The 26,156-nt window shown below is 74.4% G+C and carries 21 protein-coding genes and 1 pseudogene; 9 read left to right on the forward strand and 13 right to left on the reverse strand.

What is annotated here, in order from left to right:
• Nucleotides 1–238: 238 nt before the first annotated feature.
• The gene (locus LG634_RS11590; protein WP_372482410.1) at nt 239–1,453 is read right to left on the reverse strand and encodes a CapA family protein; all 1,215 of its coding nucleotides are present in this window, start codon (nt 1,451–1,453) and stop codon (nt 239–241) included.
• A gap of 274 nt (nt 1,454–1,727) precedes the next feature.
• On the opposite strand from LG634_RS11590, the gene LG634_RS11595 reads away from it, so the two are divergent.
• Entirely contained in the window at nt 1,728–2,258 is a 531-nt protein-coding gene (locus tag LG634_RS11595; protein WP_226733639.1) for a sigma-70 family RNA polymerase sigma factor, read from the forward strand.
• A gap of 279 nt (nt 2,259–2,537) precedes the next feature.
• Nucleotides 2,538–3,008 (forward strand): hypothetical protein, encoded by a 471-nt coding sequence (locus LG634_RS11600; protein ID WP_226733666.1) that lies wholly within the window; start codon nt 2,538–2,540, stop codon nt 3,006–3,008.
• A 29-nt stretch (nt 3,009–3,037) separates the two neighbouring features.
• Here the strand turns inward: LG634_RS11600 and LG634_RS11605 are convergent, their stop codons facing one another.
• The 7 genes from LG634_RS11605 to LG634_RS11635 all read right to left on the reverse strand — a co-directional run bounded on the left by LG634_RS11605 (nt 3,038) and on the right by LG634_RS11635 (nt 11,585).
• A complete protein-coding gene (locus LG634_RS11605) occupies nt 3,038–4,258 on the reverse strand; it encodes a histidine kinase (protein WP_372482411.1) in 1,221 nt (406 codons plus the stop codon).
• Nucleotides 4,255–5,970 carry a sodium/solute symporter gene (locus tag LG634_RS11610; RefSeq protein ID WP_226733640.1) on the reverse strand — a complete coding sequence of 572 codons (1,716 nt, stop codon included), beginning with the start codon at nt 5,968–5,970 and terminating at the stop codon, nt 4,255–4,257. Before LG634_RS11610 ends, LG634_RS11605 begins: the two co-directional genes overlap by 4 nt.
• Nucleotides 5,967–6,392 (reverse strand): hypothetical protein, encoded by a 426-nt coding sequence (locus LG634_RS11615; protein ID WP_226733641.1) that lies wholly within the window; start codon nt 6,390–6,392, stop codon nt 5,967–5,969. The genes LG634_RS11610 and LG634_RS11615 overlap by 4 nt, the downstream gene beginning before the upstream one ends.
• On the reverse strand, nt 6,392–7,162 hold the full coding sequence (locus tag LG634_RS11620; RefSeq protein WP_226733642.1) for a LytR/AlgR family response regulator transcription factor: 771 nt from the start codon (nt 7,160–7,162) through the stop codon (nt 6,392–6,394). The genes LG634_RS11615 and LG634_RS11620 overlap by 1 nt, the downstream gene beginning before the upstream one ends.
• Nucleotides 7,163–7,180: 18 nt before the next feature.
• Entirely contained in the window at nt 7,181–8,041 is an 861-nt protein-coding gene (locus LG634_RS11625) for an Fpg/Nei family DNA glycosylase (protein WP_226733643.1), read from the reverse strand.
• 88 nt (nt 8,042–8,129) lie between these two features.
• Nucleotides 8,130–10,175, reverse strand: coding sequence for a SpoIIE family protein phosphatase (locus LG634_RS11630; protein WP_226733644.1), 2,046 nt, complete (start codon nt 10,173–10,175; stop codon nt 8,130–8,132).
• Between the two features lie 51 nt (nt 10,176–10,226).
• Entirely contained in the window at nt 10,227–11,585 is a 1,359-nt protein-coding gene (locus tag LG634_RS11635) for a DUF6777 domain-containing protein (protein ID WP_226733645.1), read from the reverse strand.
• Nucleotides 11,586–11,812: 227 nt separating this feature from the next.
• Here LG634_RS11635 and LG634_RS11640 point away from each other — a divergent pair, with 227 nt between their 5' ends.
• The 3 genes from LG634_RS11640 (at nt 11,813) to LG634_RS11650 (ending at nt 14,682) form a co-directional block, all read left to right on the forward strand.
• On the forward strand, nt 11,813–12,634 hold the full coding sequence (locus LG634_RS11640) for a YndJ family protein (RefSeq protein WP_226733668.1): 822 nt from the start codon (nt 11,813–11,815) through the stop codon (nt 12,632–12,634).
• Nucleotides 12,631–13,164 carry a DUF1990 domain-containing protein gene (locus LG634_RS11645; RefSeq protein WP_226733646.1) on the forward strand — a complete coding sequence of 178 codons (534 nt, stop codon included), beginning with the start codon at nt 12,631–12,633 and terminating at the stop codon, nt 13,162–13,164. The genes LG634_RS11640 and LG634_RS11645 overlap by 4 nt, the downstream gene beginning before the upstream one ends.
• Nucleotides 13,165–13,227: 63 nt before the next feature.
• Complete coding sequence (locus LG634_RS11650; RefSeq protein ID WP_226733647.1) at nt 13,228–14,682, forward strand: lipase maturation factor family protein; 1,455 nt, start codon at nt 13,228–13,230, stop codon at nt 14,680–14,682.
• A 32-nt stretch (nt 14,683–14,714) separates the two neighbouring features.
• On the opposite strand, the gene LG634_RS11655 is transcribed toward LG634_RS11650, so the two are convergent.
• From LG634_RS11655 to LG634_RS11665, 3 genes are all read right to left on the reverse strand, one after another.
• Nucleotides 14,715–15,698 carry an NAD-dependent epimerase/dehydratase family protein gene (locus LG634_RS11655; RefSeq protein WP_226733648.1) on the reverse strand — a complete coding sequence of 328 codons (984 nt, stop codon included), beginning with the start codon at nt 15,696–15,698 and terminating at the stop codon, nt 14,715–14,717.
• A 260-nt stretch (nt 15,699–15,958) separates the two neighbouring features.
• Nucleotides 15,959–16,129, reverse strand: coding sequence for a hypothetical protein (locus LG634_RS11660; RefSeq protein ID WP_226733649.1), 171 nt, complete (start codon nt 16,127–16,129; stop codon nt 15,959–15,961).
• Nucleotides 16,130–16,494: 365 nt separating this feature from the next.
• Nucleotides 16,495–17,958 carry an SDR family NAD(P)-dependent oxidoreductase gene (locus LG634_RS11665; RefSeq protein ID WP_226733650.1) on the reverse strand — a complete coding sequence of 488 codons (1,464 nt, stop codon included), beginning with the start codon at nt 17,956–17,958 and terminating at the stop codon, nt 16,495–16,497.
• A gap of 265 nt (nt 17,959–18,223) precedes the next feature.
• Between LG634_RS11665 and LG634_RS11670 the strand changes: the two are divergent.
• Nucleotides 18,224–18,994, forward strand: a pseudogene (locus tag LG634_RS11670) (DMT family transporter); the annotation flags it as partial.
• Nucleotides 18,995–19,174: 180 nt separating this feature from the next.
• Here the strand turns inward: LG634_RS11670 and LG634_RS11675 are convergent.
• Complete coding sequence (locus LG634_RS11675) at nt 19,175–20,377, reverse strand: transglycosylase family protein (protein ID WP_226733651.1); 1,203 nt, start codon at nt 20,375–20,377, stop codon at nt 19,175–19,177.
• 736 nt (nt 20,378–21,113) lie between these two features.
• Here LG634_RS11675 and LG634_RS11680 point away from each other — a divergent pair.
• The 3 genes from LG634_RS11680 to rocD all read left to right on the forward strand — a co-directional run bounded on the left by LG634_RS11680 (nt 21,114) and on the right by rocD (nt 25,138).
• Nucleotides 21,114–22,304: an alpha/beta hydrolase family protein gene (locus tag LG634_RS11680; RefSeq protein WP_226733652.1), complete on the forward strand. Its 1,191-nt coding sequence runs from the start codon at nt 21,114–21,116 to the stop codon at nt 22,302–22,304.
• Between the two features lie 324 nt (nt 22,305–22,628).
• Nucleotides 22,629–23,924: an ATP-grasp domain-containing protein gene (locus LG634_RS11685; protein ID WP_226733653.1), complete on the forward strand. Its 1,296-nt coding sequence runs from the start codon at nt 22,629–22,631 to the stop codon at nt 23,922–23,924.
• Complete coding sequence (gene rocD / locus LG634_RS11690; RefSeq protein WP_226733654.1) at nt 23,921–25,138, forward strand: ornithine--oxo-acid transaminase; 1,218 nt, start codon at nt 23,921–23,923, stop codon at nt 25,136–25,138. The genes LG634_RS11685 and rocD overlap by 4 nt, the downstream gene beginning before the upstream one ends.
• Nucleotides 25,139–25,345: 207 nt before the next feature.
• On the opposite strand, the gene LG634_RS11695 is transcribed toward rocD, so the two are convergent.
• Entirely contained in the window at nt 25,346–26,029 is a 684-nt protein-coding gene (locus LG634_RS11695; protein WP_226733655.1) for a 4'-phosphopantetheinyl transferase family protein, read from the reverse strand.
• Nucleotides 26,030–26,156 lie beyond the last annotated feature (127 nt).

The raw sequence follows: 26,156 nt of genomic DNA on the forward strand, positions 1-26,156 counted from the left end.
CTGTAGGTACGCCACGCCCGGCGCGCGCGCCGTGCACACCCTCGGGGGCCGGCGCCCCCGCTCCCGGGGCTCCGCCCCGGACCCCGGTCCTCGATCGCCGGACGGGCTTGATGTGTCGCCCGGCCCCGGCATCGGACGCTGCGGGGCAAAAACAAGCCCCGCCGATTGAGGCGCGGGGGTCCGGGGGCGGAGTCCCCGATCTTTGGGCCCCGCCGGCGACTGAGGCGCGGAGCCCCCGTCAGCGGCCCAGGGTGAGGCCGGCGCGGGCCGCGCCCCGGCTGAGGACGGCTTCGGAGACGGCGTCCAGGGCCACCCGGTAGTCCTGCCGGCCCGGCTCGGCCGCAAGTCCGTCGGGCAGGTGGACGAGGCGGCCGACACCGGTGTCCATCCACTGCGGCACGAACTCCGCCTTCGTCACCCGCCACCGCTCCCCCACCCGCCCCGGCGGCTCGAAGCGGAACCGCGCGAGCGACCCGTAGTTGCCGCGCGGATCGAAGTCGCCGTCGTGGTTGACCATCCGCCCGGCGATCTGGTCGCCCATGCCGTAGACCACCCAGGTCCCGTTGACCTTCTCGTACGCCTGCGGCACGTGCGCGTGCGTGCCGAGGATCAGGTCGACGTCCGGCCGCCCGCCGGTCGTGGCGGCCGTCAGCGAGCGCCCCAGCTCCAGCTGGACCGCGTCCGGCGCGGTCTGCCACTCGCTGCCCCAGTGCAGGCTGACGAGGACCACGTCGGCGCCGCCCCGCCGCGCCGCCCGCGCGTCGGCGAGGATCTTCTTCTCGTCCATCAGGTTGACCGCCCACGGCTGCCCCTCCGGCAGCGGCACGTCATTGGTCCCGTACGTGTAGGCCAGATGGGCGACCTTGGCGGTGCCGGCGGTGTACGTCTGCGGTGCGGCGGCCTCCGCGGCCGTACGCGCCGACCCGGCGTGGCCGAGCCCCTGCCGGTCGAAGGCGTCGAGGGTGCGGCGCAGCCCGTCGGCGCCGTCGTCGAGGGTGTGGTTCGAGGCGGTGGAGCAGCCGTCGTACCCGGTGGCCTTGAGGGCGGCGGCGATCTGCGGCGGGGAGACGAAGGCCGGGTAGCCGGTGAACGGCCCCTCCGCCGGCCCGTACACGGTCTCCATGTGGCACAGCGCCAGGTCGGCCTTGCCGACCAGCGGTTTCACCGCCGCGAACATGGGCCGGAAGTCGTATCCGGCGCCCTCCGCGTCCACCGCGGCCTGCCGGATGACCGAGTCGTGCGGGAGGACGTCGCCGCTGGCGACCAGGGTGAAGCCGCGGGCGGCGGCGGTGGTGGCCCCGGCCGCCGGCGGGCGGTCCGGGCCGCCCATCCGCGCGGGGGCGGCATCCGGTGCCGAGCAGCCGGCGAGGGCTGCCGCGAGGACCGCTCCGAGGACCGCGGCCGACGCCGCCGAAGCGGTGGCGGGTCTGCGCGGTGTGCCGTCTCTGCCCATCAACCCCAGCTCCCATTAGTAGGACTATCCGATCTTCACAATTGACTCGGGAACGGGTGGCCCGTCAAGGCGCCGCACCACCGCGGTCCCCGGATCGGATGCGCCCGGCCCGCCGTTCACCGCAGCCGACCGACCGTTCGTCGCAGCCGCCGTCCGTCCGGCGGACCCCGGCACACGCTTGGGCGCCCCGCCCCGGCCGGGCGGTTCCCGGGCCGCGGGCCGCAGGTCAGGGTGGGTGCACCGGATCTCCGCGGCCCACGGAAGGAGCCCACCGGTGAGCAGCTCGACGACCCTGCGGCGGACCGGCGCCGAGGCCCTGGCCGATCTCCAGCGCGAGCACGGCCGGGCCCTGTTCGGATTCCTCCTCGGGCTCACCCACGGTGACGCGCAGCGCGCTGAGGACCTCGTCCAGGAAACCCTCGTACGGGCCTGGCAGCATCCCGAGGCCTGGGAGAGCCCGCACGCCTCGATGCGGCCGTGGCTGTTCACGGTCGGCCGCCGGCTGGCGATCGACGCCCGGCGGGCCCGGCTGTCCCGGCCGCAGGAGGTGGAGTCGGAGCCGCTGGAGCTGACCCCGGCCCCCGAGGACGCTGTGTCGGGCGCGGTGACGGCCATCGACGTGCGCCGGGCGGTCGGTTCGCTGGGGGCACAGCATCGGGACGTGCTCGTGGAGGTCTACTTCCGCGGCCGTTCGGTCACCGAGGCCGCCCGCCGGCTCGGGATCCCCGCCGGAACGGTCAAGTCCCGTACGCACTACGCACTTCGGGCACTTCGGCAGGGACTGCCGGGTTACGGGCGCCGCTGACCGCCAGCCGGCCCGACGGTGAACTCCGTTGCGCGGAGCGGCTGTTCTCCGGCCAAGATCCCGCAACCTGACCGATTCTGGCCGATTCGGTGAACAGTGCGCGCAACCGGTGCATCGAATTCGCCATCAGAGCGTTCAAGTTGAGTAAACGGCCCCCGCCCGGTCAGCCCTGACGGCAAGGCTCGTCCCCTACGGCCGGAAGCTCGACGCACGGGAGAAGGTGGCACGGTGCAGCCGGAGGGTACGAACGGCACCAGCGGCGGTGGGCTCGCGGTCCCCATGGCATGGCTCTACGCGGAGTACATCGCGGACGAGCTGCTGCGCACGGGCCGCCTGATCCCCGTGAGCACACTGGAGTTCCGCGCCGGGCGGGACACCCTCGCCCTCACGATCTACCTCTCGGACGCGGCCGGTGAGCTGTCCGGGATCCGGGTGGTCTCGCAGCTGGACGAGTGGCTCTCGCTGACCGCGTACAACCACCCCTGGCGGGACTGGGTGCACACCCGGTTCCTCGAACTCGGGGAGGAGGCCCGCGAGCGCGGCGGTCCGGCCGATCCCGATCTGGAGCTGGCCCGCGCGGCCTGGCACTGGCTGGACCGCACCGAGCTGTACGCGACCAACCTGGACCCGGAGGGCTTCCCCGGCGACCCCGGCGAGGTCCCGGCGGCCGTGGACGAGAGCGCCCGGGTGTGGACCCCGGCCTGGCAGCTGGGCCTGCCGCTGGGCCACCTGGCCATGCACCTGTTCTGACCGCCCCGGGCGGCGGCCGCCGCGGGCGGTCAGTCGGGGCCGCCGCCCGGGTGGACCCCCGCCCGGTACTTGGGCACCCGTACGGTCACCTTCATGCCCGCCCCGACCCCCGTCTCGACGACCAGCCCGTAGTCGTCGCCGTAGACCTGCCTCAGCCGTTCGTCCACGTTGCGCAGGCCGATGCCTGAGGAGGCGGGGCCGGCGCCCGCGAGCAGGGCGCGCAGCCGGGCGGGCGCCATGCCCACCCCGTCGTCCTCGACGGTCACCACCGCCTCGGTGCCCGCGTCCTGCGCCGCGATGGTGATCCGGCACCCGGAACCGGCCTCGCCCGGACCGTGCTTGACGGCGTTCTCGACGAGCGGCTGGAGGCACAGGAACGGCAGCGCGACCGGCAGCACCTCGGGCGCCACCTGGAGGGTCACCGACAGCCGGTCCCCGAACCGGGCCCCGGCCAGGGCCAGATACTGCTCGATGGACCGCAGCTCGTCGGCGAGCTGCGTGAACTCACCGTGCCGGCGGAACGAGTAGCGGGTGAAGTCGGCGAACTCCAGGAGCAGTTCACGGGCCTGCTCGGGGTCGGTGCGGACGAACGAGGCGATCGCCGCCAGGGAGTTGTAGATGAAGTGCGGCGAGATCTGCGCCCGCAGGGCACGGATCTCCGCCTCGATCAGCCGGGTCCGCGACCGGTCCAGCTCGGCGAGTTCCAGCTGTACGGACACCCAGCGCGCCACCTCGGTCGCGGCGCGCACCAGGACCGCCGACTCCCGCGACCCGTAGGCGACGAGCGCGCCGAGCACGCCCTCCTCCCCCGTCAGCGGGGCGATCACCGCCCAGCGCAGCGGGCAGTCGGGCTGCTCGCAGCCGGTGCGGAAGCTCTCGCTGCGGCCGGAGTCGAGCAGCGCGTGCACCCGGGTCATCACCCGGTGCTCGTGGTGGCCGGCGCCCGGCCCGTCCCAGGCGAGCACCCGGGTGCGGTCGGCCAGGCAGAGCGCCTCGGTGCCCAGCAGCGGGCGCAGGCCGCGCACCGCGTGCCGGGCGGTGTCCTCGGTGAGCCCGGCGCGCAGCGGCGGGGCGGCGAGGGAGGCGGTGTGCAGGGTGTGGAAGGTGGCGCGTTCGACGGGGGTGCCGAGGTCGATGTCGGAGCGGTCGCCGCGGCGGTCCGCGGAGAGCCGGCCGAGCAGGACGCCGAGGGCGGTGCCGGTGCCCAGCAGGGCGAGTCCGGCGGGCACCAGGGTGGCAAGGGCGGTCACGGGCGGGCCTCCCGGGCGAGTTCCTCGGGCAGGTGGAGGCGGGTGAGGATGGCGGCGGTGCCGGGCGGGACGCGGTGCGCGGTGGCCAGTGAGACCAGCACCATGGTGAGGAAGCCGAGCGGCACCGACCAGACCGCCGGCCAGGCCAGCAGGGTGTGCGGCCAGCCGCCGCCGGCGATACCGGCCCGGGTGGCGAGGACGGCGGCGAGGGCGGCCCCGCCGCCGACGACCAGTCCGCAGGCCGCGCCGGGCGGGGTGAGCCGGCGCCACCAGATGCCCAGCACCAGCAGCGGGCACAGGGAGGAGGCGGACACCGCGAAGGCGAGGCCCACGGCGTCGGCGACGGGCACGCTCGCCACGCACGCGCTGGCCGCGAGCGGCACCGCCATCGCCGCCACGGTCGCCAGCCGGAAGTGCCGGACCCCGCGCGCGGGGAGCGCGTCCTGGGTGAGCACTCCGGCCACCGCCATGGTCAGCCCGGAGGCGGTGGACAGGAAGGCGGCGAAGGCGCCGCCGGCGAGCAGCGCGCCCAGCAGGTCGCCCGCGACCCCGCCGATCATCCGTTCGGGCAGGACGAGGACGGCCGCGTCGGCGGTTCCGGTGAGCGCGAGTTCGGGCGCGTAGATCCGGCCGAGGACCCCGTACAGCGGGGGCAGCAGGTAGAAGGTGCCGACCAGGGCGAGCACGGTGAGGATGGTGCGGCGGGCGGCGGCGCCGTGCGGGCTGGTGTAGAAGCGGACGGCCACGTGCGGCAGGCCCATGGTGCCGAGGAAGGTGGCGAGGACCAGCCCGTACGTGGCGTACAGCGGGTGTTCCTCGCGGCTGCCGGACAGCGGCTGGGACCAGCGGGAGCCGCCTTCGCGGCCGGCCCGTTCGGGCACGTGTGCGCCGGCCGGGAAGCGGAGTTCGGTGCCGGCGGCGAAGCGGTGGGTGCCGGCGGCGAGGGTGACCTCCGTGCGGTGGTGGGTGCGGTCGTCGACGCGGCCGGTCACGGTGACGCGGAGCGGTTCGTCGAGGCGGACCCGGACGCTGTCGGCGATGCGGACGGCGGTCTGCTCCCGGAAGGCGGGCGGCTCGCCGAAGCGGGCCCGCGGGGCGTCGTCGCCGAGCCAGGCGGCCGCCAGGAAGAGCGCGGGCACCAGCAGGGCGGTGAGCTTGAGCCAGTACTGGAAGGCCTGGACGAAGGTGATGCTGCGCATGCCGCCGGCGGCGACGGTGCCGGTGACCACCACGCCGACGACGAGGGCGCCGGCCCAGTCGGGGGCGCCGGTGAGGATGTGCAGGGTGAGTCCGGCGCCCTGGAGCTGGGGCAGCAGGTAGAGCCAGCCGATGCCGACGACGAACAGGCCGGCGAGCCGGCGCACCGGCCGGGATTCCAGGCGGGCTTCGGCGAAGTCGGACAGGGTGTACGCGCCGGAGCGGCGCAGCGGGGCGGCGACGAGGACGAGCAGGACGACGTATCCGGCGGTGTAGCCGACCGGGTACCAGAGCATTTCGGGGCCCTGGAGGAGGACGAGTCCGGCGATGCCGAGGAAGGAGGCGGCGGAGAGGTATTCACCGCTGATGGCGGCCGCGTTCAGGCCGGGGCCGACGGTCCGGGAGGCCACGTAGAAGTCGGAGGTGGTGCGGGAGATGCGCAGGCCGAGGGCGCCGATGAGGACCGTGCCGAGGACGACGAGGGCGACGGCGGGTATCGCGTAGGCGGGGTTCACCGGGCGGCTCCGCGGCCGGGTTCCGCTTCGGGTTCGGGGGGTCCGGCGACCAGGCCCGTGAAGTCGCGCTCGTTGCGTTCGGCGCGGCGCACGTACCGGCGGGCGGTCAGCCACAGCACCGGGTAGACGGCCACTCCGATGCAGGCCCAGACGACGGGTGCGGGCGCCGGGCCGCGGCCGGGTCCGGCGGGCAGCGCGAACAGCAGCGGGAGGCTGCCGACCAGCAGGGCCAGGGTGGCCAGGGCGGTGAGGGCGGCGCGCAGCTGGCTGCGCATCAGGGCGCGTACGTAGGTGGCGCCGAGGCTGGTCTGCTCGCTGATCTCGGAGCGGGCGGGGGTGTGCCCGGGCGGCCGGCGGCGGGCGCCCAGCGGGACGCCGGTGACGGTTTCGCGGCGCGGCGCGGCGCCGCCGGGTCCGGCCATCAGCCGCGGGCCCGGCGCAGCAGGAGGTCGCGCAGTTCGCGGGCGTGCCGGCGGCTGACGGCGAGTTCGGCGGCGCCGATCCGCACGGTGGTCGCGCCGGCGTCGACGCGGAGTTCGTCGATGCGGCCGAGGGCGACCAGGTGCCGGCGGTGGATGCGGACGAACCCGCGGGCCGCCCAGCGTTCTTCCAGCGTGGACAGCGGGATGCGGACGAGGTGGCTGCCGGTGGCGGTGTGCAGGCGGGCGTAGTCGCCCTGGGCTTCGGCGTACGCGATGTCGTCGACGGGGACGAAGCGGGTCACGCCGCCGAGTTCGACGGCTATCTGCTCCGGGGCGGGGGCGGGCGGCCCGGCGGGCGCGGCTGCGGGTGCGGCGGCTCCGGCGGCCTGGTCGCAGACCCGGCGGACTGCCTCGGCCAGCCGCTCCCGGCGGACCGGTTTGAGGACGTAGTCCACGGCCTTGAGGTCGAAGGCCTGGACGGCGAAGCCCTCGTGGGCGGTGACGAAGACGAGGTACGGGGGCCGGGCGAAGCCGGACAGCAGGCGGGCCACGTCCAGGCCGGTGAGGCCCGGCATGTGGATGTCGAGGAAGACGACGTCGATGGCGTCCGCGCCGTCGGGTCCCGCCTCCAGGGCGCGGCCGATGCGGCGCAGCGCGGCGGTGGCGTCGGGGGCGCCTTCGGCGGTGTGGATCCGAGGGTCGGCCCGCAGCAGCCAGAGGAGTTCCTCCAGGGCGGGTTTCTCGTCGTCGACGGCCAGTGCGCGCAGCATGACCGGAGTGTAGAGGGGCTATTTGAGCAGGCGGGAGAGGCGTCGGTCGGCGAGCGGCCGGCCGCCGGTCTGGCAGGTGGGGCAGTACTGGAGGGAGGAGTCGGCGAAGGACACCTCGCGGATGGTGTCGCCGCAGACCGGGCAGGGTTCGCCGGTGCGGCCGTGGACGCGCAGACCGCTCTTCTTCTCGGCCTTGAGGCGGCCGGCGGCCAGTCCGTGCGAGCGGGCGACGGCCTCGCGCAGGGTGGTCTGCAGGGCGGTCCAGAGGCGGTCGGTCTGCTCGGGGCCGAGACCGGCGGCGAGGGCGTACGGGGAGAGCTGCGCGGCGTGCAGGACTTCGTCGCTGTACGCGTTGCCGACGCCGGCGATGACGCTCTGGTCGCGCAGCACGCCCTTGATCCGGCGGCGTTCGCCGGCGAGGAGGGCGGCGAAGGCGGCCCGGTCGAAGCCGGGGTCGAGCGGGTCGGGCCCGAGCCGGGCGATGCCGGGGACCTCGGCCGGGTCGTGGACGACGTACACGGCGAGCCGCTTCTGGGTGCCGGCCTCGGTGAGGTCGAACCCGCCGCCGCCGGCCAGGGCGACCCGCAGTGCGAGCGGCCCCTTGCCGGGGCGGGGCGGCTGCTCGGGCAGGGTGTCGTGCCAGCGCAGCCAGCCGGCCCGGGCCAGGTGGGTGACGAGGTGGAGCCCGGCGACGGGCACGGCGAGGAACTTGCCGTACCGCCGGGCGGGACCGGCGGTCCCGCCTTCCAGGGCCGTCAGCGGCGGGTCGTACGTCTTGAGCACGCTGACGGCCACGGGCCAGGCCTTCTCGATGGTGCGCCCGGTGAGCGCGCCGTCGAGAAACTCCCTGAGCGCTTCGACCTCGGGCAGTTCCGGCATGCTCCCAGCCTGCCGCACCGCGCCCGGCGGGGCACGGCGGGGCACAGCCGGGCACCGTGGCGGGCGGGGAGGGGTCCGGAGGGGGCGGTCAGCCCATGACGAATTCGCACCACACGCATTTGCCGTTGCCTCGGGATTCGACGCCCCAGACGTCGGCGAGGCGGTCGACGAGCATCAGGCCGCGGCCGGACACACCGGATTCGCCGGCTTCGCGGCGGCGGGGCAGGGCGCTGGAGCGGTCTTCGACCTCGACGCGCAGGCGGCGTTCGGGTCCGGACAGGACGCGGAGGGTGACGATGGCCGGTCCGTCCGTGTGCATGAGGGCGTTGGTGATCAGTTCGTCGGCGACGAGTTCGATCTCGTCGGAGCGTTCCCGGGCACCCCAGGACCGGACCGCCGCGCCGATCATGTGGCGGGCGGAGGCGAGGGCTTCGGGGTCGCCCTGGGCCACGTGCTGCTGGAGCCGGCCGCCGCTCTGCGGGGCGTCCTCGACCCGGCGGCGCAGCAGGAGCAGCGCCATGTCGTCGTCGCCGCCGCGTTCGTCGACGATCTCGCAGAGCCGGTCGGCGAGCTGGCCGAGGTCGGCGGGGCCGCTGCGGATGAGGGAGGAGAGCAGCCGGATGCCGTCGTCGAGGTCGGCCCCGGGGTGTTCGACGAGTCCGTCGGTGCACATCAGGAGGGTTTCGCCCGGGTCGAGTTCGACGGTGGTGACGGGGTATTCGAGGTGGCCGAACTCGGCGGACAGGCCGAGCGGCATGCCGCCGGTGACGAGCAGCCGGCGGCAGTCGCCGTGCCGGGTGCGGATCAGCGGGTCGATGTGTCCGGCGCGGACCACCTGGACCACGCCGGTGGCCAGGTCGGCCTCGGCGTAGGCGCAGGTGGCGAACCGGTCGGTGTCGAGTTCGTGGAGGAACCCGGAGGCGCGGGCCATGACGGTGGCCGGCGCGTGCCCTTCGGCGGCGTAGGCGCGCAGCACGATCCGCAGCTGGCCCATGACGGCGGCGGCGTGCGTGTCGTGGCCCTGGACGTCGCCGATGACGGCGCCGACCCGGCCGCCGGGCAGCGGGATCACGTCGTACCAGTCGCCGCCGATGTCCCGGCCCATCCGCGCCGACCGGTAGCGGACGGCGATCTCCGCGCCGGGGACGTCCGGGATCCGGCGGGGCAGCATGGCCTGCTGGAGCCCTTCGGCGAGGTCGTGCTCCTGTTCGAGGAGCATGGCGCGCTGGAGGCTCTGCGCGATGCTGCTGCCGAGGGCGACGAGCAGGTTGCGCTCCTCCTGGGTGAAGCCGTCCTTGTCCTGGTAGAGGAGGCCGATGGCGCCGATGGGGCGGGCCTGGGCGATCAGCGGCAGATAGGCGGCGGCCGAGATCTGCATGTACGAGATCTTGGACCAGAGGCCGGGGTAGCCGGCGGCGAACTCGTCCTGGGAGTCGATGAACCGCGGCTGGAGGGAGCGGACCACCTCGCTCATCGGGTACTGCTCGTCGATGCGGGTGTAGCGGGTGCCGGGCACGAAGCTGCCCTGGGGGCCCTCCGCGACCAGGTGGATGCGGCCGGCCTCGACGAGGCCCATGACCATGCCCATCGAGCCGAGGCGCTCCAGGCCGTGGCTGTCGCTGAGGGCGTCGATGACGTCCTTGACGGTGCGGGCGTGCGCGAGCGCGGCCGTGGTGCCCTCGACGACGCTGGTCTGGCGGCGGCGTTCCTCGTCGAGGCCGAGCCGTTCGGCGGAGTGGCTGAGTTCCTCGGTGGCGTCGCGGACGATGCCGATGATCCGGTACGGGCGGCCCTGGCCGTCGCGCAGCACCCGGCCCTGGGTGTGGGTCCAGCGCAGCCGGCCGTCCCGGCAGCGGACCCGGAAGTACGCCCCGTAGCTCTCGTGGCCGCCCTTGAGGGCGCTGGAGACCAGCGCGTCGAGGCGGGTGGCCTCGTCGCCGGGGACCCTCGGGGAGAGTGATGCGGGGCGGCCGTCGTAGTCGCCGGGGCGCGTGTCGAAGACGTCGAGGGCCGCCGGGTCCATGTGCATGAGCCCGGCGACGAGGTCCCAGTCGAAGCTGCCCATACGGTTCAGCGCGAGGCTCTGGTCCGGGTGCGCGGGCCAGTCGTCCGGCAGCGATACGGCGGTCGGCACCGCTCCACCATGCCACTGTTCGCCGGATTCATCGACAGGAGAACGGCTGGTTCAGGCGGTCTCCAGCGCGTCGGCGCCGCGGGCGGCGCGCTCGTACGGGTCGGGCCCGTAGGGCTCCGAGTCGTAGCGGCCGGAGTCGTACGCGTCGCTGTCGTCGGGGTCGGATCCGTACGCGTCGCCGTCGTACCGGTCCGAGTCGTACGCGTCCGAGTCGTATGCGTCCGACTCGTACGCGTCCGGCAGGTCGTCCGGGTCCCGGGACCCGTCGTGGCCGCTGTCGTAGCCGTCGTCGTACCCGTCGTCGTAGGAGTACCCGTCGTCGTACGGGTCCTGGTACGCCCCCTCGGGCGCGGTGGCGCCGGAGTCCGCGAGGCCGGAGCCGCCGGGCCGGTCCGCGTCGGGGACGTCGGGCGCGTCGGGGACGTCCGCGCCGTCACCCGGCGGGTCCTGCCGGTCCGGTCCGGTGTCGCCGGCCGGGCATGGTGCGGGCCGGCGGCCGGGGGCCTGCGGGTCGGCGGTGCGGGCCAGGCTGTTGCTGGGGGTGCACGGCTCGGTGTCGGACGCGGGGGCGGTGGCCCGCCCGGGGGCCGCTCCGACGGGGACCGGGCCGCCGGCGGGGTAGGGCGGCGGCACCGCGGGGACCTTGTCCTGGGCGCCGTCGTCCCCGGCCCGGCGTTCGAGCCAGGTGTTGGTGCCGATGTTGACGATCACGAGGTTGTCGACGACCTCGTCGGTCGGCCGGACCACCACCACCTGGGAGGGGTCGAAGCCGGGCCACGGGCTGCCCTTGTGGGTGGCGGCGACCGTCTCGGAGGGCGGCATCAGGGGGTTGCCGCAGCTGCACCGGACACGCGGCAGGCCGTACTCGTCCACGAGGACGGCGGTGCCGGACTGGAGCACGGCCTGGAAGGCTGCCGCCCGCCCGCCGCGGAAGCCGTGGCTGGTCACCCGGGTGTCGGCGCGCAGCACGACCGGGGTGAGTCCGCGCAGGAAGTCGGGGAGCCGGGCGGGTTCGACGCCGGCCGCGGCCGCGAAGGCGCGGGCCCGCTCCTTGTCGGCGTCGAAGTGGCGGACCTGCTGCTCGACGTCGCAGCTGCCCCTCTTGTGGGTACCGCCGTACAGGCCGGGTGTGGAGCCGGTGACGGCGCGCAGGGCCGGGGCGCCGGGCCGCCCGGGCGGCCCGGCCGCACCGGCCGCGGCGGTCGGCAGCGCTGCCGTCGAGGTGGCGGTGGAGGCCGTGAAGGGGTCGGGGCCGGCGGCCACGACGGGCTGCAGCAGCACCTCCTGGCCGGGTGCGGCCTGCTTCTCGGTCTGCGGTGCGCTGTCGGCGCCGGTGCCGCAGCCCGCCGCCGCGAGCAGTCCGGCGGCGGCCGTACAGGCCAGGGCATAGCGACGTACCGGTCGGTGCACGTGGGTTCTCCCGCCTCTTCGGATCGGCCCTTCCATGTCTGCCGTACGCCCGGGGGGCCTGCAAGCGGGGTTCGGCCAGCCGGAGCCCCGCTCCGGCGTGTCGCGGTCCGCCTGCACCCGGCCACACTCTTGAACGCGTTCAAGAAACCTCGTATGGTTCCTCCGGGAGGAACTTGAACACGTTCAAGGCCTCGGTCGTCCCTGGGGGGTGGTGCTCCGTGTCCGCGCTGGCGTTCCTGGTCAATCCGGTGGTCACGCTCGGCATGCTGGCCGTCGTACCGGCCGGGCTGGCGCTCATCGACCGCGACGGGCTGGCCCGGGTGCGCCGGCTGTGGCCGCTGTGGGCGGTCCCCGGAGCGGTCGCGCTGTGGCTGCCGCGCGGCGGCTGGGCCACCGCCCTGGCCGCCTGCTACGCCCTGGGCACCCTGGTGCTGGCGCTCCAGGCACCGCGCCGGCTGGCGCGGACCCGGTCGCTGTCGCCCCAGGAGGCAGCGGTTCTCACCGCCCTGGTCTCCCCCGCGGTCGCGGCCACCGCACTCGTCGCCGAGCGGGCCGGGTACCGGCTGTTCGGCTTCGGACTCGACATCCTGGCGCTGACCGTGCCGCACTTCCACTTCGCCGGCTTCACCGCCGCCCTGGTGGCCGGGCTGGTCTGCCGCACCGCCCCCGGCTCGCCCGGCGCCCGCTTCGCCGGCCACAGCGTGCCGGCCGGCACCCTGCTGGTCCTGGCCGGCTACTTCACCGGCGACTGGGTCGAGCTCGCCGGGGCCGTGGTGCTCACCGCCGGGATGTGGGCGGTGGCCCTGCACACCTGGCGGGAGCCGCGGGCCCGGGCCCGCGACCCGCTGACCCGCACCCTGTTCGCCGTCTCGGCCGCCGTCCTGCTCGCCACGATGCTGCTCGCCCTGTGGTGGGCGCTGGGCGAGGCCGCCGACGTCCCGCACCCCACGCTGACCTGGATGGCCGCCACCCACGGCCTCGGAAACGCCCTCGGCTTCGCCCTGTGCGCAGTCCTCGCCTGGCACCGGATCAAGGAGATCGCCCGATGACCCGCATCACCAGCCTCCACCGGGACACCGTCAACTACGTCGAGCGCGGCGCGACCAGGCACCACCCGCTGCCGGCCGGCTACCACCACCTGCACCACCGGGTCGCCATCGGGCACGGCCGCGAGGTCTTCAAGCGGGCCGGGGACGCCGTCACCACCTTCGGGATGCACCGCGCGGCCGGAGTGCAGGTCCGCGCCGACCGGCTGCGGGCCGAGACCGGCGGTCTGGTCGAGTGCGCCATCGGTCTGGGCCCGGCCCGGATCAGCGCCCCGTGCGAAGTGATCTGGACCGCGTACGGCCCCGAGCTGACGGGCTTCGCGTACGGGACGCGGCACGGCCACCCGGAGACGGGCGAGGAGGCCTTCCTCGTGGAGCTCGGCGCGGACGGCACCGTGTGGTTCGAGGTGACCGCGTTCAGCCGCCCGGGCCGCTGGTACACCCGCCTCGCCGGCCCGGTGGTCCCGTTCCTCCAGCTCCGCTACGCCCGCCACTGCGGCCGCACGCTGCGCCGGCTGGCCGCGGGCGGCTGACCGGCCCCCGGCGGATACTGGGGGTACCGGGGGCTCCGGCGGCGGCGTCGAGGGCGAGCGGCGATGGAGTGGTTCACGGCAGACGGGTACTGGCTCAGCCGGCTGGTGTTCCAGCGGACGCTGGCCGTCCTGTACCTCGTCGCCTTCCTCGGCGCGGCGCTCCAGTTCCGCGCCCTGCTCGGCTCGCGCGGCATGCTCCCGATCCCCGAATACGTCCGCTACGTGCCCTTCCGGCGGGCCCCGAGCCTGTTCCAACTCCGCTACTCCGACCGGCTGTTCGCGTGGTGCGCCTGGGGTGGTGCGGGGCTCGCGGCGGCGGTGGCCGCCGGAGCGGCGGACGCGGTGCCGCTGGGCGCCTCGATGGGCATGTGGGCACTGCTGTGGGCGGGCTACCTGTCGATCGTGAACGTCGGGCAGACCTGGTACGCGTTCGGCTGGGAGTCGCTGCTGCTGGAGGTCGGCTTCCTCGCGGTGTTCCTCGGCAACGCCGAAGTGGGGCCGCCGGTACTGGTGCTGTGGCTGCTGCGCTGGGTGCTGTTCCGGGTGGAGTTCGGCGCGGGGCTGATCAAGATGCGGGGCGACGCCTGCTGGCGCAAGCTGACCTGCCTCTATTACCACCACGAGACGCAGCCGATGCCGGGGCCGCTGAGCTGGTTCTTCCACCGGCTGCCGCGGCCGCTGCACCGGGTGGAGTGCGCGGCCAACCACGTCACCCAGCTGCTGGTCCCCGTGCTGCTGTTCACCCCGCAGCCGGTGGCCTCGGTGGCGGCCGGGGTGATCGCGGTCACCCAGCTGTGGCTGGTGCTGTCGGGCAACTTCGCCTGGCTGAACTGGGTGACGATCGCCCTGGCGCTGTCAGCGGTCGACGTCACCGCGTTCGGCGGCCCGGTCCGCACCGGGCCCGGGGCGCCGCTGTGGTTCGTGGTGCTGGTGTGCGCCCTGGTCGCCCTGGTGCTGGTGCTCAGCCGGGGACCGGTGCTCAACATGCTCTCCCGCCGCCAGGTCATGAACCGCTCCTTCGACCCCCTGCACCTCGTCAACACGTACGGAGCGTTCGGCTCGGTCGGCCGGAAGCGCGACGAGGTCGTGGTGGAGGGCACCGCCGACGCGGAACCGCGGCGGGACAGCGAGTGGCGGGAGTACGGGTTCAAGGGCAAGCCGGGCGACGTACGGCGGCTGCCGCGCCAGTACGCCCCGTACCACCTGCGCCTGGACTGGCTGATGTGGTTCGCCGCGCTGAACCCCGGGTACGCCCGGGACTGGTTCGGGCCGTTCGTGACCCGGCTGCTGGAGAACGACCGCGACACCCTCCGGCTGCTGCGCCACAACCCGTTCCCGGACGCGCCGCCGCGGTTCGTCCGGGCCCGGCTCTACCGGTACCGGTACACGGACTGGCGGGAGCTGCGGACCACGCACGCCTGGTGGCACCGGACGCTGGTGCGCGAGTTCCTGCCTCCGACCCGGCTGGCGGACGGCAGGAAGGACGGGCGGGAGGGCCGGGGCGCGGCCGCGGAGTGATGCGGCCGGGCCCCGGGTCCCGCGGTACGCCGTCAGCCGGCGAGGAGCGCCGCCTCGCGGGCCGGGTCGATGCCGGGGGCGGGCCGGTCGGGGCGCTGCGGAGCCGTGCCGCCGAGTTCCCGCAGCCAGCGCCAGGTGTCGGCGACGGTGTCCGCCACCGGCCGGCAGGTCAGTCCGGCGGCGGCCGCCTTGGCGACGTCCCCGCCGTACATGTGGTCGTGCATCTCGCCCTCGGGCAGCCACACCGGAAGCTCGGTCCACGGCGCGACCCCGGCGGCCAGCAGCCGCGCGGGATCGGTCCAGCGCAGCCGGGCGCCGCCGCCGGTGACCTCCGTACAGGCGTCGAGGAGCTCGCCGAGGGTGGCGTGCCCACTCGGGGAGACCACGTCGTAGGGACCGCCGAGGCCGCGGGCGGCCGCGTCGAGCGTCCAGGCGGCGAGGTCGCGCACGTCGATGTACTGGAGCGGGAGGTCGCGCGGGCCGGGGGCGAGCATGTCGCCGCCGCGGGCCGCCCGGTTCAGCCACCAGGGCAGCCGGCCGACGTTCTCGTACCGGCCGAGGATCAGGCCGGCCCGGAGCAGCAGGGCGCGGTCCCCGAAGGCGTCGAGGGCGGCCAGCTCGCCGCCGCGCTTGTCCTCGGCGTATGCGGTGGACCCGGCGTCGGGCGAGCCGTCGACGACCTCCCGGTCCTCCGCGGAGCCGGCCGGCGACGGGTAGGCGTACACGGACCGGCTGGAGACGTAGGCGTACCTGCCGACCCGGCCGGCCAGCAGCCGGGCGCTGTCGCGCACGGCGGTGGGGGCACCGCCCCAGGTGTCCACGGCGATGTCCCATGTGCCGTCGGCGAGGGCGGCGAGGCCGTCGGGGGCCAGCCGGTCGCCGCGGCGGGAGTGGACGCCGGGCGGCGGGGCGTGGTGCCCGCGGTGGAAGACGGTCACCTCCCAGCCCCGGCCGAGGGCCTCTTCGGTGATCGCCCGTCCGACGAATTCGGTTCCGCCCAGCATCAGGAGTCTCATGGCGCCAGCCTGCCCGGGGCCCGGAGCCGGGGAAAGCGGTGATCGCCGACAGCTTACGGGGCACGCTGACCGCGAAATCCGGCCCGGGCCGGGAACCGGGCGGCGGGCGTCCTGTCCGACGGGACGACGGCACGGCCCGGCCCGACAGGCACGGCTCGACACGGTACTGCGGACGGCACGGGGCTGCGGACGGCACGGGCGGCCACGGCGCGCGCCGCCGCCCCCGCGGCCGGGTGGCGCGGGGGCGGCGGCGGAGCGGATCAGTCGATGCCCTGCAGGATGTGCGGCTCGGCGAGGTCGTCCTCGTAGCCGGCGAGCCGGATCGGCGCGGACCGGGCCCACACCTCCAGGCTGCCGAGTTCGTCGGACCGGTGCCCGCGATCGGACCTGTCGGCCGGGGCCTTCTCGTACTGCTTCAACTCTGGTGTCACCGCGCACTCCTTCGTGTCGCGTAACCCTCGGGCGGGGCCGCGGCCGTTCATTGCCGGCCTTCTCGGCCGTCCGTCGGGGCAGGGGGAAAGGGCAGTCCGGTCGCGGTGGCGCCGTTCGTTCGGTACGGATCGGGCCTTGGTGGGGCCTTCCGTGTGCCTCAGGGTACACATATGAGCGCGGTTCCGCTCGATAGGGGGAGCAGATCCGGCCTGTCTCGTTCCCGACGTCCTGCGTTTGCCGGGCCGACGTGCCACGGACACGTGCCGGGGAATGCGGGCCGGCGGCCGGGCGCGGACATGCCGAAGGCCCGGCCGATGACGGCCGGGCCTTCGATGCCGCGGGCCCCCTGGGGGCGGTGCGGCTGCTACCAGTTCGCGGGCGCGTAGTCCTTGAGGAAGACGCCGTAGAGCTCCTCGCCGGCCTCGCCGCGGATGATCGGGTCGTAGACGCGGGCCGCGCCGTCCACCAGGTCGAGGGGGGCGTGGAAACCCTCCTCGGCCAGCCGGATCTTGTCCGGGTGCGGGCGCTCGTCGGTGATCCAGCCGGTGTCGACCGCGGTCATGAGGATCTTGTCGGCCTGGAACATCTCCTGCGCGCTGGTGCGCGTGAGCATGTTCAGCGCGGCCTTGGCCATGTTGGTGTGCGGGTGGCCGGCGCCCTTGTAGCCGCGGCTGAACACGCCCTCCATCGCGGACACGTTCACCACGTACTTGAAGGCGGCCGGCGAGGCGGCCATGGCCGCGCGCAGCTTGCTGATGAGGATGAACGGGGCGGTGGAATTGCACAGCTGGACCTCCAGCAGCTCCACCGGGTCCACCTCGGAAACCGTCTGGATCCAGCTGTTGGTGTCGTGCAGGTCCGGCACCAGGCCGCCGGCGTCGATGGCGGTGCCGGCCGCGATCCGCTCCAGGGAGGCGGAGCCGGAGACCAGCGCCAGCTCGGTGACGTCCTGCGCGCTGAGCTTGTCGCCGTTGCCTGCGGGCAGCGCGGCGACCCGGTCCACGGTGCCGCTGCCGAAGGTGCCGATGACCTCGGCGGCGGGCAGCTCGCCCGCGGGCAGCGGGGCGCTCTCTGCGGCGACCAGCTCGCTGTACGCCTGCGGGGAGCGGCGCACGGTCTGCGCGGCGTTGTTGATCAGGATGTCGAGCGGGCCCTCGGCGGCGACCGCGTCGGCCAGCGCCACGACCTGGGCCGGGTCGCGCAGGTCGATGCCGACGATCTTCAGGCGGTGCAGCCACTCGTGACTGTCGGGCATCGCCTTGAAGCGACGGATGGCGTCGTTGGGGAAGCGCGTGGTGATGGTGGTGTGCGCGCCGTCGCGCAGCAGCCGCAGCGCGATGTACATGCCGATCTTGGCGCGGCCGCCGGTGAGCAGCGCGCGGCGGCCCGTGAGGTCGGTACGGGCTTCCCGGCGGGCCCTGTTGAAGGCCGCACAGTCCTGGCAGAGCTGGTGGTAGAACGCGTCGACCTCGACGTAGCGCGTCTTGCAGACGTAGCAGGAGCGCGGGCGCTGGAGTATGCCGGCGATCGGGCCCTTGCTGGCGGTGGTGAGCGCCAGGCCCTGGGTCTCGTCGTCGATGCGCTCGGCGGAGCCGGTGGCGGTGGCCTCGGTCACGGCCTTGTCGTTCGCGGTCTTCGCGGCGCGGCGCTCGGAGCGGCGGCGCTGCTTGACCGTGCGGTAGATGCCGGCCGTGGCACGGCGCACGGTGATCGCGTCGGGGTGGTCGACGTCGAGCTTGTCCAGCTCGTCGAGCACGCTGAGGCAGACGGCCAGACGCTCGGGGTCGATACCCGGCCCGTACACCTGGTTGTCTTCAGTCACCGTCATCGCCGCTGCCGTTTCTCGATCGCTCACTGGGGGGATTCGCTGGGGAAGCGCTCGCGGGGAAGTCCCGGAAGTCCCGAAGAGAGAACCTTACGGAGGGCCGCCCCCGGTCTCCAAACCCGGTCACGGGCTGCTACGGGGTGCTCACGGCGGCACGGGTGGGGGCGGCCTCGGTCGGCTGGGGGCCGGCCGGGGTCGTCGGCCCGAGGAATACTCGAGTCCGCCCCGGCATTGTGGTGTTCATGGACGCACCGACCCGGATCTCCCCATGAGTGCGCTGGCGCTGGCGGTGCTGCTGTCGCTGGTGTCGGCCGTGGCCTACGCCGGCGGAGCCATCGTCCAGGAACGGGTGGCGGTCGGGACCCCCGACCGGCCGTACGCACCGCTGCGGCGGGCGGCCTGGTGGGTGGCCGTGGGCCTGAACGGGTTCGGCGCGCTGCTGCACGTCGCGGCGCTCGCGTACGGGCCGCTGAGCCTGGTGCAGCCGCTGGGCGCGCTCACCATCGTCTTCGCCCTTCCGATGGCCGCCCTGTTCGTGCGCCGCAAGGCCGGCCGGACGGCCTGGCAGGGCGCCCTGCTGGCGACCGGCGGGCTCGCCGGGCTGCTGGCCCTGACCGGGCCGGGGCACTCCGTTCCGCTGTCCGGCTCCGACCGCGGGCTGCTCGTCACGGTGACGGCGGCGGGCGTGGCCCTGCTGTTCGTGCTGGCCCGGGTCGCGCACCGGGCGGTGACGCGCAGTGTGCTGCTCGCCGCCGCGGCCGGGGTGGCGTTCGGCATCGCGTCCGTGTTCACCAAGACCGTGGCGGAGGCATGGGACGGCTCCGCCCCGCTGGCCGAGCTGCCGGGCATGCTGGCGATCGCCGTGCTGGCGACCACCGGACTCCTGCTGTCCCAGGCGTCGTACCGGGGTGCCGGGCTGACGGCGCCGCTGGCCACGGTGACGGTGGTGAACCCGGTGGTGGCGGCGACGGTCGGCCTCACCCTGTTCGGCGAGACGTTCCGCCACGGCGCGGCCGGCACGGCGGTGGCCCTGGTCTGCGGGGCGATCGCGGCGTTCGGCATCGTGCTGCTGACGGCCGAGCGGCTGTCATCGGCCCGCGCGGTGGCTCCGGCGGCGGGCGCTGCGGCCGGGGCCGCGGCGCCGCGGCCGGTCCGTGGCGGACCGGCCGCGGGGCAGCGTACGTCGGCTCCGGCACGCCCGGAGCGGCCGCTGCGGCGGTCAGATCGAGACGCCCCGGCCGCGCAGGTACGCGAGCGGGTCGATGTCGGAGCCGTAGCCGGCTCCCGTGCGCATCTCGAAGTGCAGGTGGGGGCCGGTGCTGTTGCCGGTCGAGCCGGAGCGGCCTATCCGCTGGCCGCCGGCGACCTGCTGACCCGCCCGGACACCCACCGCTGACAGGTGGGCGTACTGGGAGTACTTCCCGTCCGTGTGCCGGATCACGACCTGGTAGCCGTACGCCCCGCCCCAGCCGGCCGACACGATCTCGCCGGCGGCGACGGCCTTGACCGAGGTGCCGGTGGGCACGCGGAAGTCGACGCCGGTGTGGTAGCCGCTCGACCAGGAGGCCCCGGACACCCGGTAGGCGGTGCCGATGCTCGCCTCGACGGGTGCGAACCAGCCGCCGCGCGCCGTGTCCCGGTTCGGTTTGGTCACCTTCGCGGGTTTGGCCGGGACCGGTTTCGCGGTCCGCGGCGGCTTCTCGGGGGACGGCCGGGGCGCGGGCGGTGCGGGCAGGGTGCGCGGGTGGCCGGTGACGGTCAGGCTGAGGCGCTGGCCGGGATGGATCATGTTCGGGTCGCTGCCGACGACCGTGCGGTTGGCGTCGTAGAGCGCCTGCCAGCCGCCCTGGACGCGCTGCTCGCCCGCGATCCCGGAGAGCGTGTCGCCGGGCACGACGGTGTACGGCGAACCCATCGCGGGGCGCGCGGTCTTGGGGATGGCCTGCCGGGCGGGGGCGGGCCGGTCCTGGGCGGCCTGCTTCGGCACCGCCTTGGTCTGCCGGGTCTGCGGCTTCGAGCCGGTGTCGACGTCCGGTGCCGGGCCGCCGCGGGTGAGACCGGCGGCGGGCCCGCAGTGCGGCCAGGCGCCGGGGCCCTGCCCGTCGAGGACCTTCTCGGCGATGGTGATCTGTTCGCCCTTGGAGGCGAGGTCGGCGCGCTGCGCGTAGACGGTGCCGCCGAACTCGCGCCAGGTGCTCTGGCTGAACTGCAGCCCGCCGTAGTAGCCGTTGCCGGTGTTGATGTGCCAGTTCCCGCTGGACTCGCAGGCCGCGACCTTGTTCCAGGTGTCGGCGGAGGCGGCATGCGCCGTCCCCGCACCGATCAGGGGGAGCATGATGCCGGCCCCGCCCGCGGTGACCGTGAGCGAGGCCCGGTTGATGCTGCTCGGCTGGTACCGGCGGTGCCGGCCCCGTACACCCATGGGAGCCCCCTTGAAGACATCAGGAGCCTCGCAACCTAACGGTGCTCCGCACCTGTGACAAGGGGCTCGCCGGGGGCTCAACGGCGCACACGCAAGTGACAGTTGGGGTTCCCGAAGGCCTTGGGACGGGTGGTACCGGCAAAGGCCGAGGTGACGCCGCTCCGGGGGGCGGGGGCGCACGCCCAGGGCGCACCCGGGCGCGCGCCGGTACCGGTCGGACTCAGGGAAGCGACGTACCGGCGGGTGGTACGGCGGGGCGAGGCGGCCTCACACGCCCGGCACCGCCGGGAGGCCGCCCGGCCCGTCGGCCCGGGCGGGTCCCGTCAGCCCAGCGGGCCGGGTTGCGGGAGCGGAGCGGGGCCGGGCGGCGGGGGGATGGGGTCCGGTTCGGGGACGGGGCCGGGGACGGGCGGGGGCGGTGGGTCGGGGTGGGGGACCGGGACCGGGATCGGCTCCGGGTCGGGGAAGGGGGCCGGGTCCGGCGGGGGCGGCTGGGTGTCTGTACGGAGATGTCCCATGGGTGCCACTGTGCCGCGCGGTGCGGCCGGGCGCCTCCGGCGTGCAGCCGACCGGGTGGGGCCGGCCGTGCAGCCGGCCGGCCGGGGTCAGCATCGAGGCGTACGCCGCGGGGCGCCGCCTCCTTCCTCGGGTTGATCGTCTTCTCCTCCGCGGGTCGGGACCCGGCTCCACCTGGGAGTTGAAGACCGGGGACACCCCGCCCCCTACCTTCGAACCCATGACGCGCATGCGAACGGCAGCCGCCGCCACGTTACTTGCCCTGCTCCTCCCGCTCCCGGCCCTGACCGCGACCTCCGCCGCCGCGGCCGGATCCGGCACCACGGCCTCCGCCGCCCGGACCGCCCCCGCCGACCCGGGCCGGACCGCCGCCCTGCAACTCCCCCGCCCGACCGGCCGGTTCCCGGTCGGTCAGGACACCCTGCACCTGGTGGACCGCAGCCGCACCGACCCGTGGGCGGGCACCGGTCCGCGCGAGCTGATGGTCACCCTGCGCTATCCGGCCCTGGCGGGGACCGGCCGGCCGGCCGCGTACGTGGACCTCGAAGAGGCCAGGCAGCTGCTGGCCTCGCGGGACCTGGACAAGGTCGTCCCCCCGGAGAAGTACGCCGGCACCCGGACCCACTCCCGCGCGGGCGCCGAGCCGCGCACGGGCCGCCACCCGCTGGTCGTCCTCTCCCCCGGCTTCACCGTGCCCCGCTCCACCCTGACCGCCCTGGCCGAGGACCTGGCCTCGCGGGGTTACGTCGTGGCCGCGGTCGACCACGCGTACGAGAGCGTCGGGGCGGCGTTCCCGGGCGGCCGGAACCTGCCGTGCCTGGCCTGCGACCAGACCGGGGAGTCCGGCGAGTACCGCAAGGTCAGCGACGGCCGCGCCAAGGACGTGTCGTTCCTGCTGGACCGGCTCACGGGGTCCCGTCCCGCGTGGCGGCACGCCCCGCTGATCGACCGCAAGAGGATCGCGATGGCCGGGCACTCGATCGGCGGCGCCTCGACGGCCGCGACGATGGCCGTGGACCGGCGGGTGAAGGCCGGCGTGAACCTGGACGGCTCCTTCATGACCCCGGTGCCGGCCACCGGTCTCGGCGACCGCCCGTTCATGATCGTGGGCGCGGCGAACGGCAAGCCCGGCGAGGAGGCCAGCTGGGACCGCGACTGGCCGCTGCTCGACGGCTGGAAGCGCTGGATCACGTTCGCGGACTCCGGCCACTTCACGTTCACGGACTTCCCGGCGCTCGCCGACCAGCTCGGCCTGCCTGACCCGGAAGCGCCGCTCGCCGGCGACCGCTCCGTCCAGCTGACCCGCCGCTATGTGGCGGCCTTCTTCGACCGGCACCTGAAGGGCGTCTCCCGTCCGGTCCTGAACGGCCCCACCCCGCAGAACCCCGAGGTCACCTTCCACCACCGCTGACCCCACCACGGGCGACCGCCCGTGGACCCGCTGCCACGGACGGCGGGTCCACGGGCGGTCCCGTTCCCTCCCACGTCGGTGGTGATGCCCCGGTCCCGTTCCGTCCGCAGGCGTCGGGTCCGGCGTAAGCGGGCCGTTCAGCCTCCGGAGGCAAGGGTGCTCGTCATGTGTCCGCGCGCATGAACCCGGCGCGGACGCGCGGGGCTCGTGCGCGGTCATAGGGTCCGTTTCGGTGCGGTGGAGCCATGCATGCCATCGGGTCGACCGGTGATCCTCCACGGCGGACCGAAAACGACTACAGCCCCTGTTCCGAGGTGACTGACGATGTCAACCAGTTCCCCCAGCCATCCGACGCGCGTGGCGTTGGTCGACGCCTATTCGATGGGAAACCAACTCGTTCCCGCCCTCCAGCGACAGGGTGCGGAGTGTCTCCACGTCCGGTCGCTCAACCCCGACATCCACACGGTCAAGCTGAAGTTCCCCGAGGGTTTCATCGCCGACATCCGGCACGACGGCGACGTCGCGGCCACCGCGTCCGCGCTGCGCGAGTGGGGGGTGAGCTGTGTGCTCGCCGGCGGCGAGTCGGGCGTCGAGCTGACCGATCAGCTCTCCGCCGCGCTCGGGACGCCCGGCAACGGAATGACCCGGCCGGCTTCCCGCCGCGACAAGTACGAGATGGTCTTGGCGCTGCGGGACGCAGGAATGGTCCACGCGGCGACCATCGTCTCGTCCGATGCCGACGAGATCATCGCCTGGGCCGAGGCGAACACGGGCTATCCGATCGTCCTGAAGCCGGTCGCCAGTTCCGGCAGGGACAACGTCGTGGCGTGTGCGTCCGCGGAAGAGGTCCGCGCCAGTCACCGGCGGATCACGAGCACGACCGACCGCGTGGGCAAACCCAATACCGTGGTGCTCGCGCAGGAGTTCCTGGACGGGGACGAGTACTTCGTCAACACGGTCAGCCGCGACGGCATGCACCACACCGTCGAGATCTGGCGGTACCACAAGCGCCGGATCGCCGGCGGCCACACCATCCACGACTACACCGAGCCGCTGGCACCGGACGACCCGAAGGCCGGAAGGCTGGAGACCTACGCCCACCAGGTGCTCGACGCCCTGGAGATCCACAACGGCGCCAGCCATGCCGAGATCATGCTGACGGCCAAGGGCCCGGTGCTGGTCGAGTGCGCCGGACGCGCCGGCGGCGGTGTGGTCCCGGAGATCCTCTCCCGCGGTCTGGGCGCCAACCAGATCGACCTCCTCGCCCTGTCGGCCGCCAGGCCGGACGAGTTCAACCGCCTGCCCACCAGCGTGTTCCGGCTGCTGCGGCACACCCGGTTCGTGAACCTGATCAATCTGGCGGACCACGGCATCGCACCGTCCCACGAGGCGATGGCCGCGATCCGCGCCCTGCCCTCCTGCGCCCATGTCGTGCTGATCCACCAGGAAGGCCGGCCACTGACCCGGACGGTCGATTTCGCCACGCAGCCGGGGTACGTGTTCCTCATCTCCGACGACCTGGCGCAACTCCGCGCCGACTACCGGAAGCTGCGGGAGATCGAAGAGGACCTCTACACCGGAAGTCCCGACAGGCAGCCCGCCGAAGGAGTGTCGCCGTGACCTCGGACGCCCTCTCCTCCCGGGACCACATCGCCCTCGCCGAGCGCTGGGGCGCGCACGACTCGGTACCGTTCCCGGTCGTGCTCGCACGGGGAGAGGGCGCCTGGGTCGAGGATCTGGACGGCCGGCGCCTCCTCGACTTCCACGGCGGCTACTCGGCGATCAACTTCGGTCACCGGCACCCCGCCCTCGTCGCCGCGGCGAAGGCCCAGCTCGACCGGGGTCTGACGCTGAGTACCCGGGCGTTCCACCACGACCAGTACGGGCCGTTCTGCCGTGAGCTGGCCGAGGTGACGGGCACCGAGACGGTGCTGCCCTCCAACTCCGGCGGCGAGGCCGTGGACACGGCCCTGAAGATCGCCAGGAAGTGGGCCCACCAGGTCAAGGGCGTGCCGGACGGAGCCGCCGAAATCATCGTCGCCGGCTCGAACTTCCACGGCCGCACCATGGCCATCGTCTCGTTCTCCACCCAGCCGAACCACCGGGCCGGCTTCGGCCCGTTCATGCCCGGCTTCAAGGTGGTGCCGTTCGGCGACATCGAAGCCCTGCGCTCGGCGGTCACCGGGAACACGGCGGCGGTCCTCCTGGAGCCGATCCAGGGCGAGGCCGGCGTGATCGTTCCGCCGAAGGGATACCTCGCCGAGGTCCGCGAACTCTGCGACGCCAACGACACGTTGTTCATCGCCGACGAGGTCCAATGCGGACTGGCCCGCCCCGGCACCACCCTGGCACTGGACCACGAGGGGGTCCGCGCGGACCTGTACACCCTGGGCAAGAGCCTCAGCGGCGGACTCGTGCCGCTCTCCGCGGTCATCGGCCGCGCCGACGTCCTCGGAGTGATCACGCCCGGCGACCACGGCTCGACCTTCGGCGGCAACCCGATGGCGTGTGCGGTCGGCCGTGCAGCGGTGGGCCTGCTGGCCACCGGGGAGTTCCAGGAACGCTCCCGCGAACTCGGCGCGTACCTGCACTCCCGCCTCGGCGAGCTGGACGGCGTGTCCGAGGTGCGCGGGCGCGGTCTGTGGGCCGGTGTGCAGATCGACGAAGAGCGGCTGGCCGGACGCCGGCTGACCGAGGAGCTGGCCGCGCGCGGGCTGTTGTGCAAGGAGGCCAGGGGACATCTCCGGATCGCTCCCCCGCTGGTCGTCACGCGTGAGGAGATCGACCTCGGCGTGAGCATCATCGCCGACGTGCTGGCCGGAACGGGCGGCTGATCCGGTGGCCGCCCGGGCCGTGCCCGCCGTGGACAACGGCATGCACGCCCTGCCGGGGCTGCACCCCCCGGGCAAGGCGTAGGCCGTCTCTTCCGGATCTTGCCTGACCCGGCCGGACGGGAGTACGCCACCGCGGGCCGCAGGGGTTCTCCCCCGCGGCCCGCGGTGTTCGCGTGGAAGTCGGCGCCAGTCCGCTCCCGGGACGTGTCAGACCGGCCGGACCCGCGCGGCGTCCCCGACCCGGTCCGCACCGTTGCGGACCGAGGGCGACGGTCCCGGCCCCAGTACGGCGAGCGCCCCCACGTAGGGGGCCGGCAGCGGGAGGTCGAAGAGGGCGTAGTCCTCCGGGCGGCCGAGTTCCTCGGGCAGGGCGAGCAGCGTCGTGCCACGCAGCTCGATGCGGCCCGGATGGACCGCAAGCCCCTTTCCGGCGGCCTTGAGCACGGCTTCCTTGCGGGTCCACAGCCGGGCGAAGCCGGCGTAGCCCGGGCAGGTCTCGCGTTCCCGCTCCGTCAGTGCCGCAGCCGGCGGCTGCGCCCCGGCCGTGGTGTCCTCGACGTCGACGCCGACGGGCCGGTCCGATACCGCGACCACCGCGAGCCCGCCGGTGTGCGAGACGGAGAAGTCGAGCCCCGCGCCGGCCGTCCCCACGACCGGTTTCCCGTGGCTCCGGTCACCGCAGTGGCGGCAGGTGCGGTCGAACTCCAGTGCTGCCGGGTCCCGGTCCAACCGCTCGCCGAGGACGATCCGCGCCAGCACCCATGCGGCCAGGAAACGGCTCCGGTCCGCTTCGCGCACGATGCGGCGGCGGCGGGCCCGGTCGTGCCCGTTGAGGAGTACGGCGAGCGACTCGGGTACCTGGTCGACGCCGACGTACCAGACATCAGCCACGGGTGCTCCGTTCCTCCCTGCGGTCCTGATCATCTGCCATGGACCCGCTCCCGGCCGTCCGCCACCCGCGGACGGCACCGTCGTGGGGGGGGGGGGGGGGGCGCGGCGCCGCCCGGGGGGGGGGGGG

The sequence above is a fragment of the Streptomyces bambusae genome, from assembly GCF_020532645.1.
GTDB lineage: Bacteria > Actinomycetota > Actinomycetes > Streptomycetales > Streptomycetaceae > Streptomyces > Streptomyces bambusae.

What these genes read in the sequence shown, in the direction of transcription:
- LG634_RS11620 (WP_226733642.1), bottom strand. Translation starts at nt 7,162, where the DNA reads ATGCTGCGCGCACTGGCCGTCGACGACGAGAAACCCGCCCTGGAGGAA.
- LG634_RS11655 (WP_226733648.1), bottom strand. Translation starts at nt 15,698, where the DNA reads ATGAGACTCCTGATGCTGGGCGGAACCGAATTCGTCGGACGGGCGATC.
- LG634_RS11645 (WP_226733646.1), top strand. Translation starts at nt 12,631, where the DNA reads ATGACCCGCATCACCAGCCTCCACCGGGACACCGTCAACTACGTCGAG.
- LG634_RS11625 (WP_226733643.1), bottom strand. Translation starts at nt 8,041, where the DNA reads ATGCCGGAACTGCCCGAGGTCGAAGCGCTCAGGGAGTTTCTCGACGGC.
- LG634_RS11650 (WP_226733647.1), top strand. Translation starts at nt 13,228, where the DNA reads ATGGAGTGGTTCACGGCAGACGGGTACTGGCTCAGCCGGCTGGTGTTC.
- LG634_RS11600 (WP_226733666.1), top strand. Translation starts at nt 2,538, where the DNA reads ATGGCATGGCTCTACGCGGAGTACATCGCGGACGAGCTGCTGCGCACG.
- LG634_RS11680 (WP_226733652.1), top strand. Translation starts at nt 21,114, where the DNA reads ATGACGCGCATGCGAACGGCAGCCGCCGCCACGTTACTTGCCCTGCTC.
- LG634_RS11665 (WP_226733650.1), bottom strand. Translation starts at nt 17,958, where the DNA reads ATGACGGTGACTGAAGACAACCAGGTGTACGGGCCGGGTATCGACCCC.
- LG634_RS11615 (WP_226733641.1), bottom strand. Translation starts at nt 6,392, where the DNA reads ATGGCCGGACCCGGCGGCGCCGCGCCGCGCCGCGAAACCGTCACCGGC.
- LG634_RS11590 (WP_372482410.1), bottom strand. Translation starts at nt 1,453, where the DNA reads ATGGGCAGAGACGGCACACCGCGCAGACCCGCCACCGCTTCGGCGGCG.
- LG634_RS11675 (WP_226733651.1), bottom strand. Translation starts at nt 20,377, where the DNA reads ATGGGTGTACGGGGCCGGCACCGCCGGTACCAGCCGAGCAGCATCAAC.
- LG634_RS11685 (WP_226733653.1), top strand. Translation starts at nt 22,629, where the DNA reads ATGTCAACCAGTTCCCCCAGCCATCCGACGCGCGTGGCGTTGGTCGAC.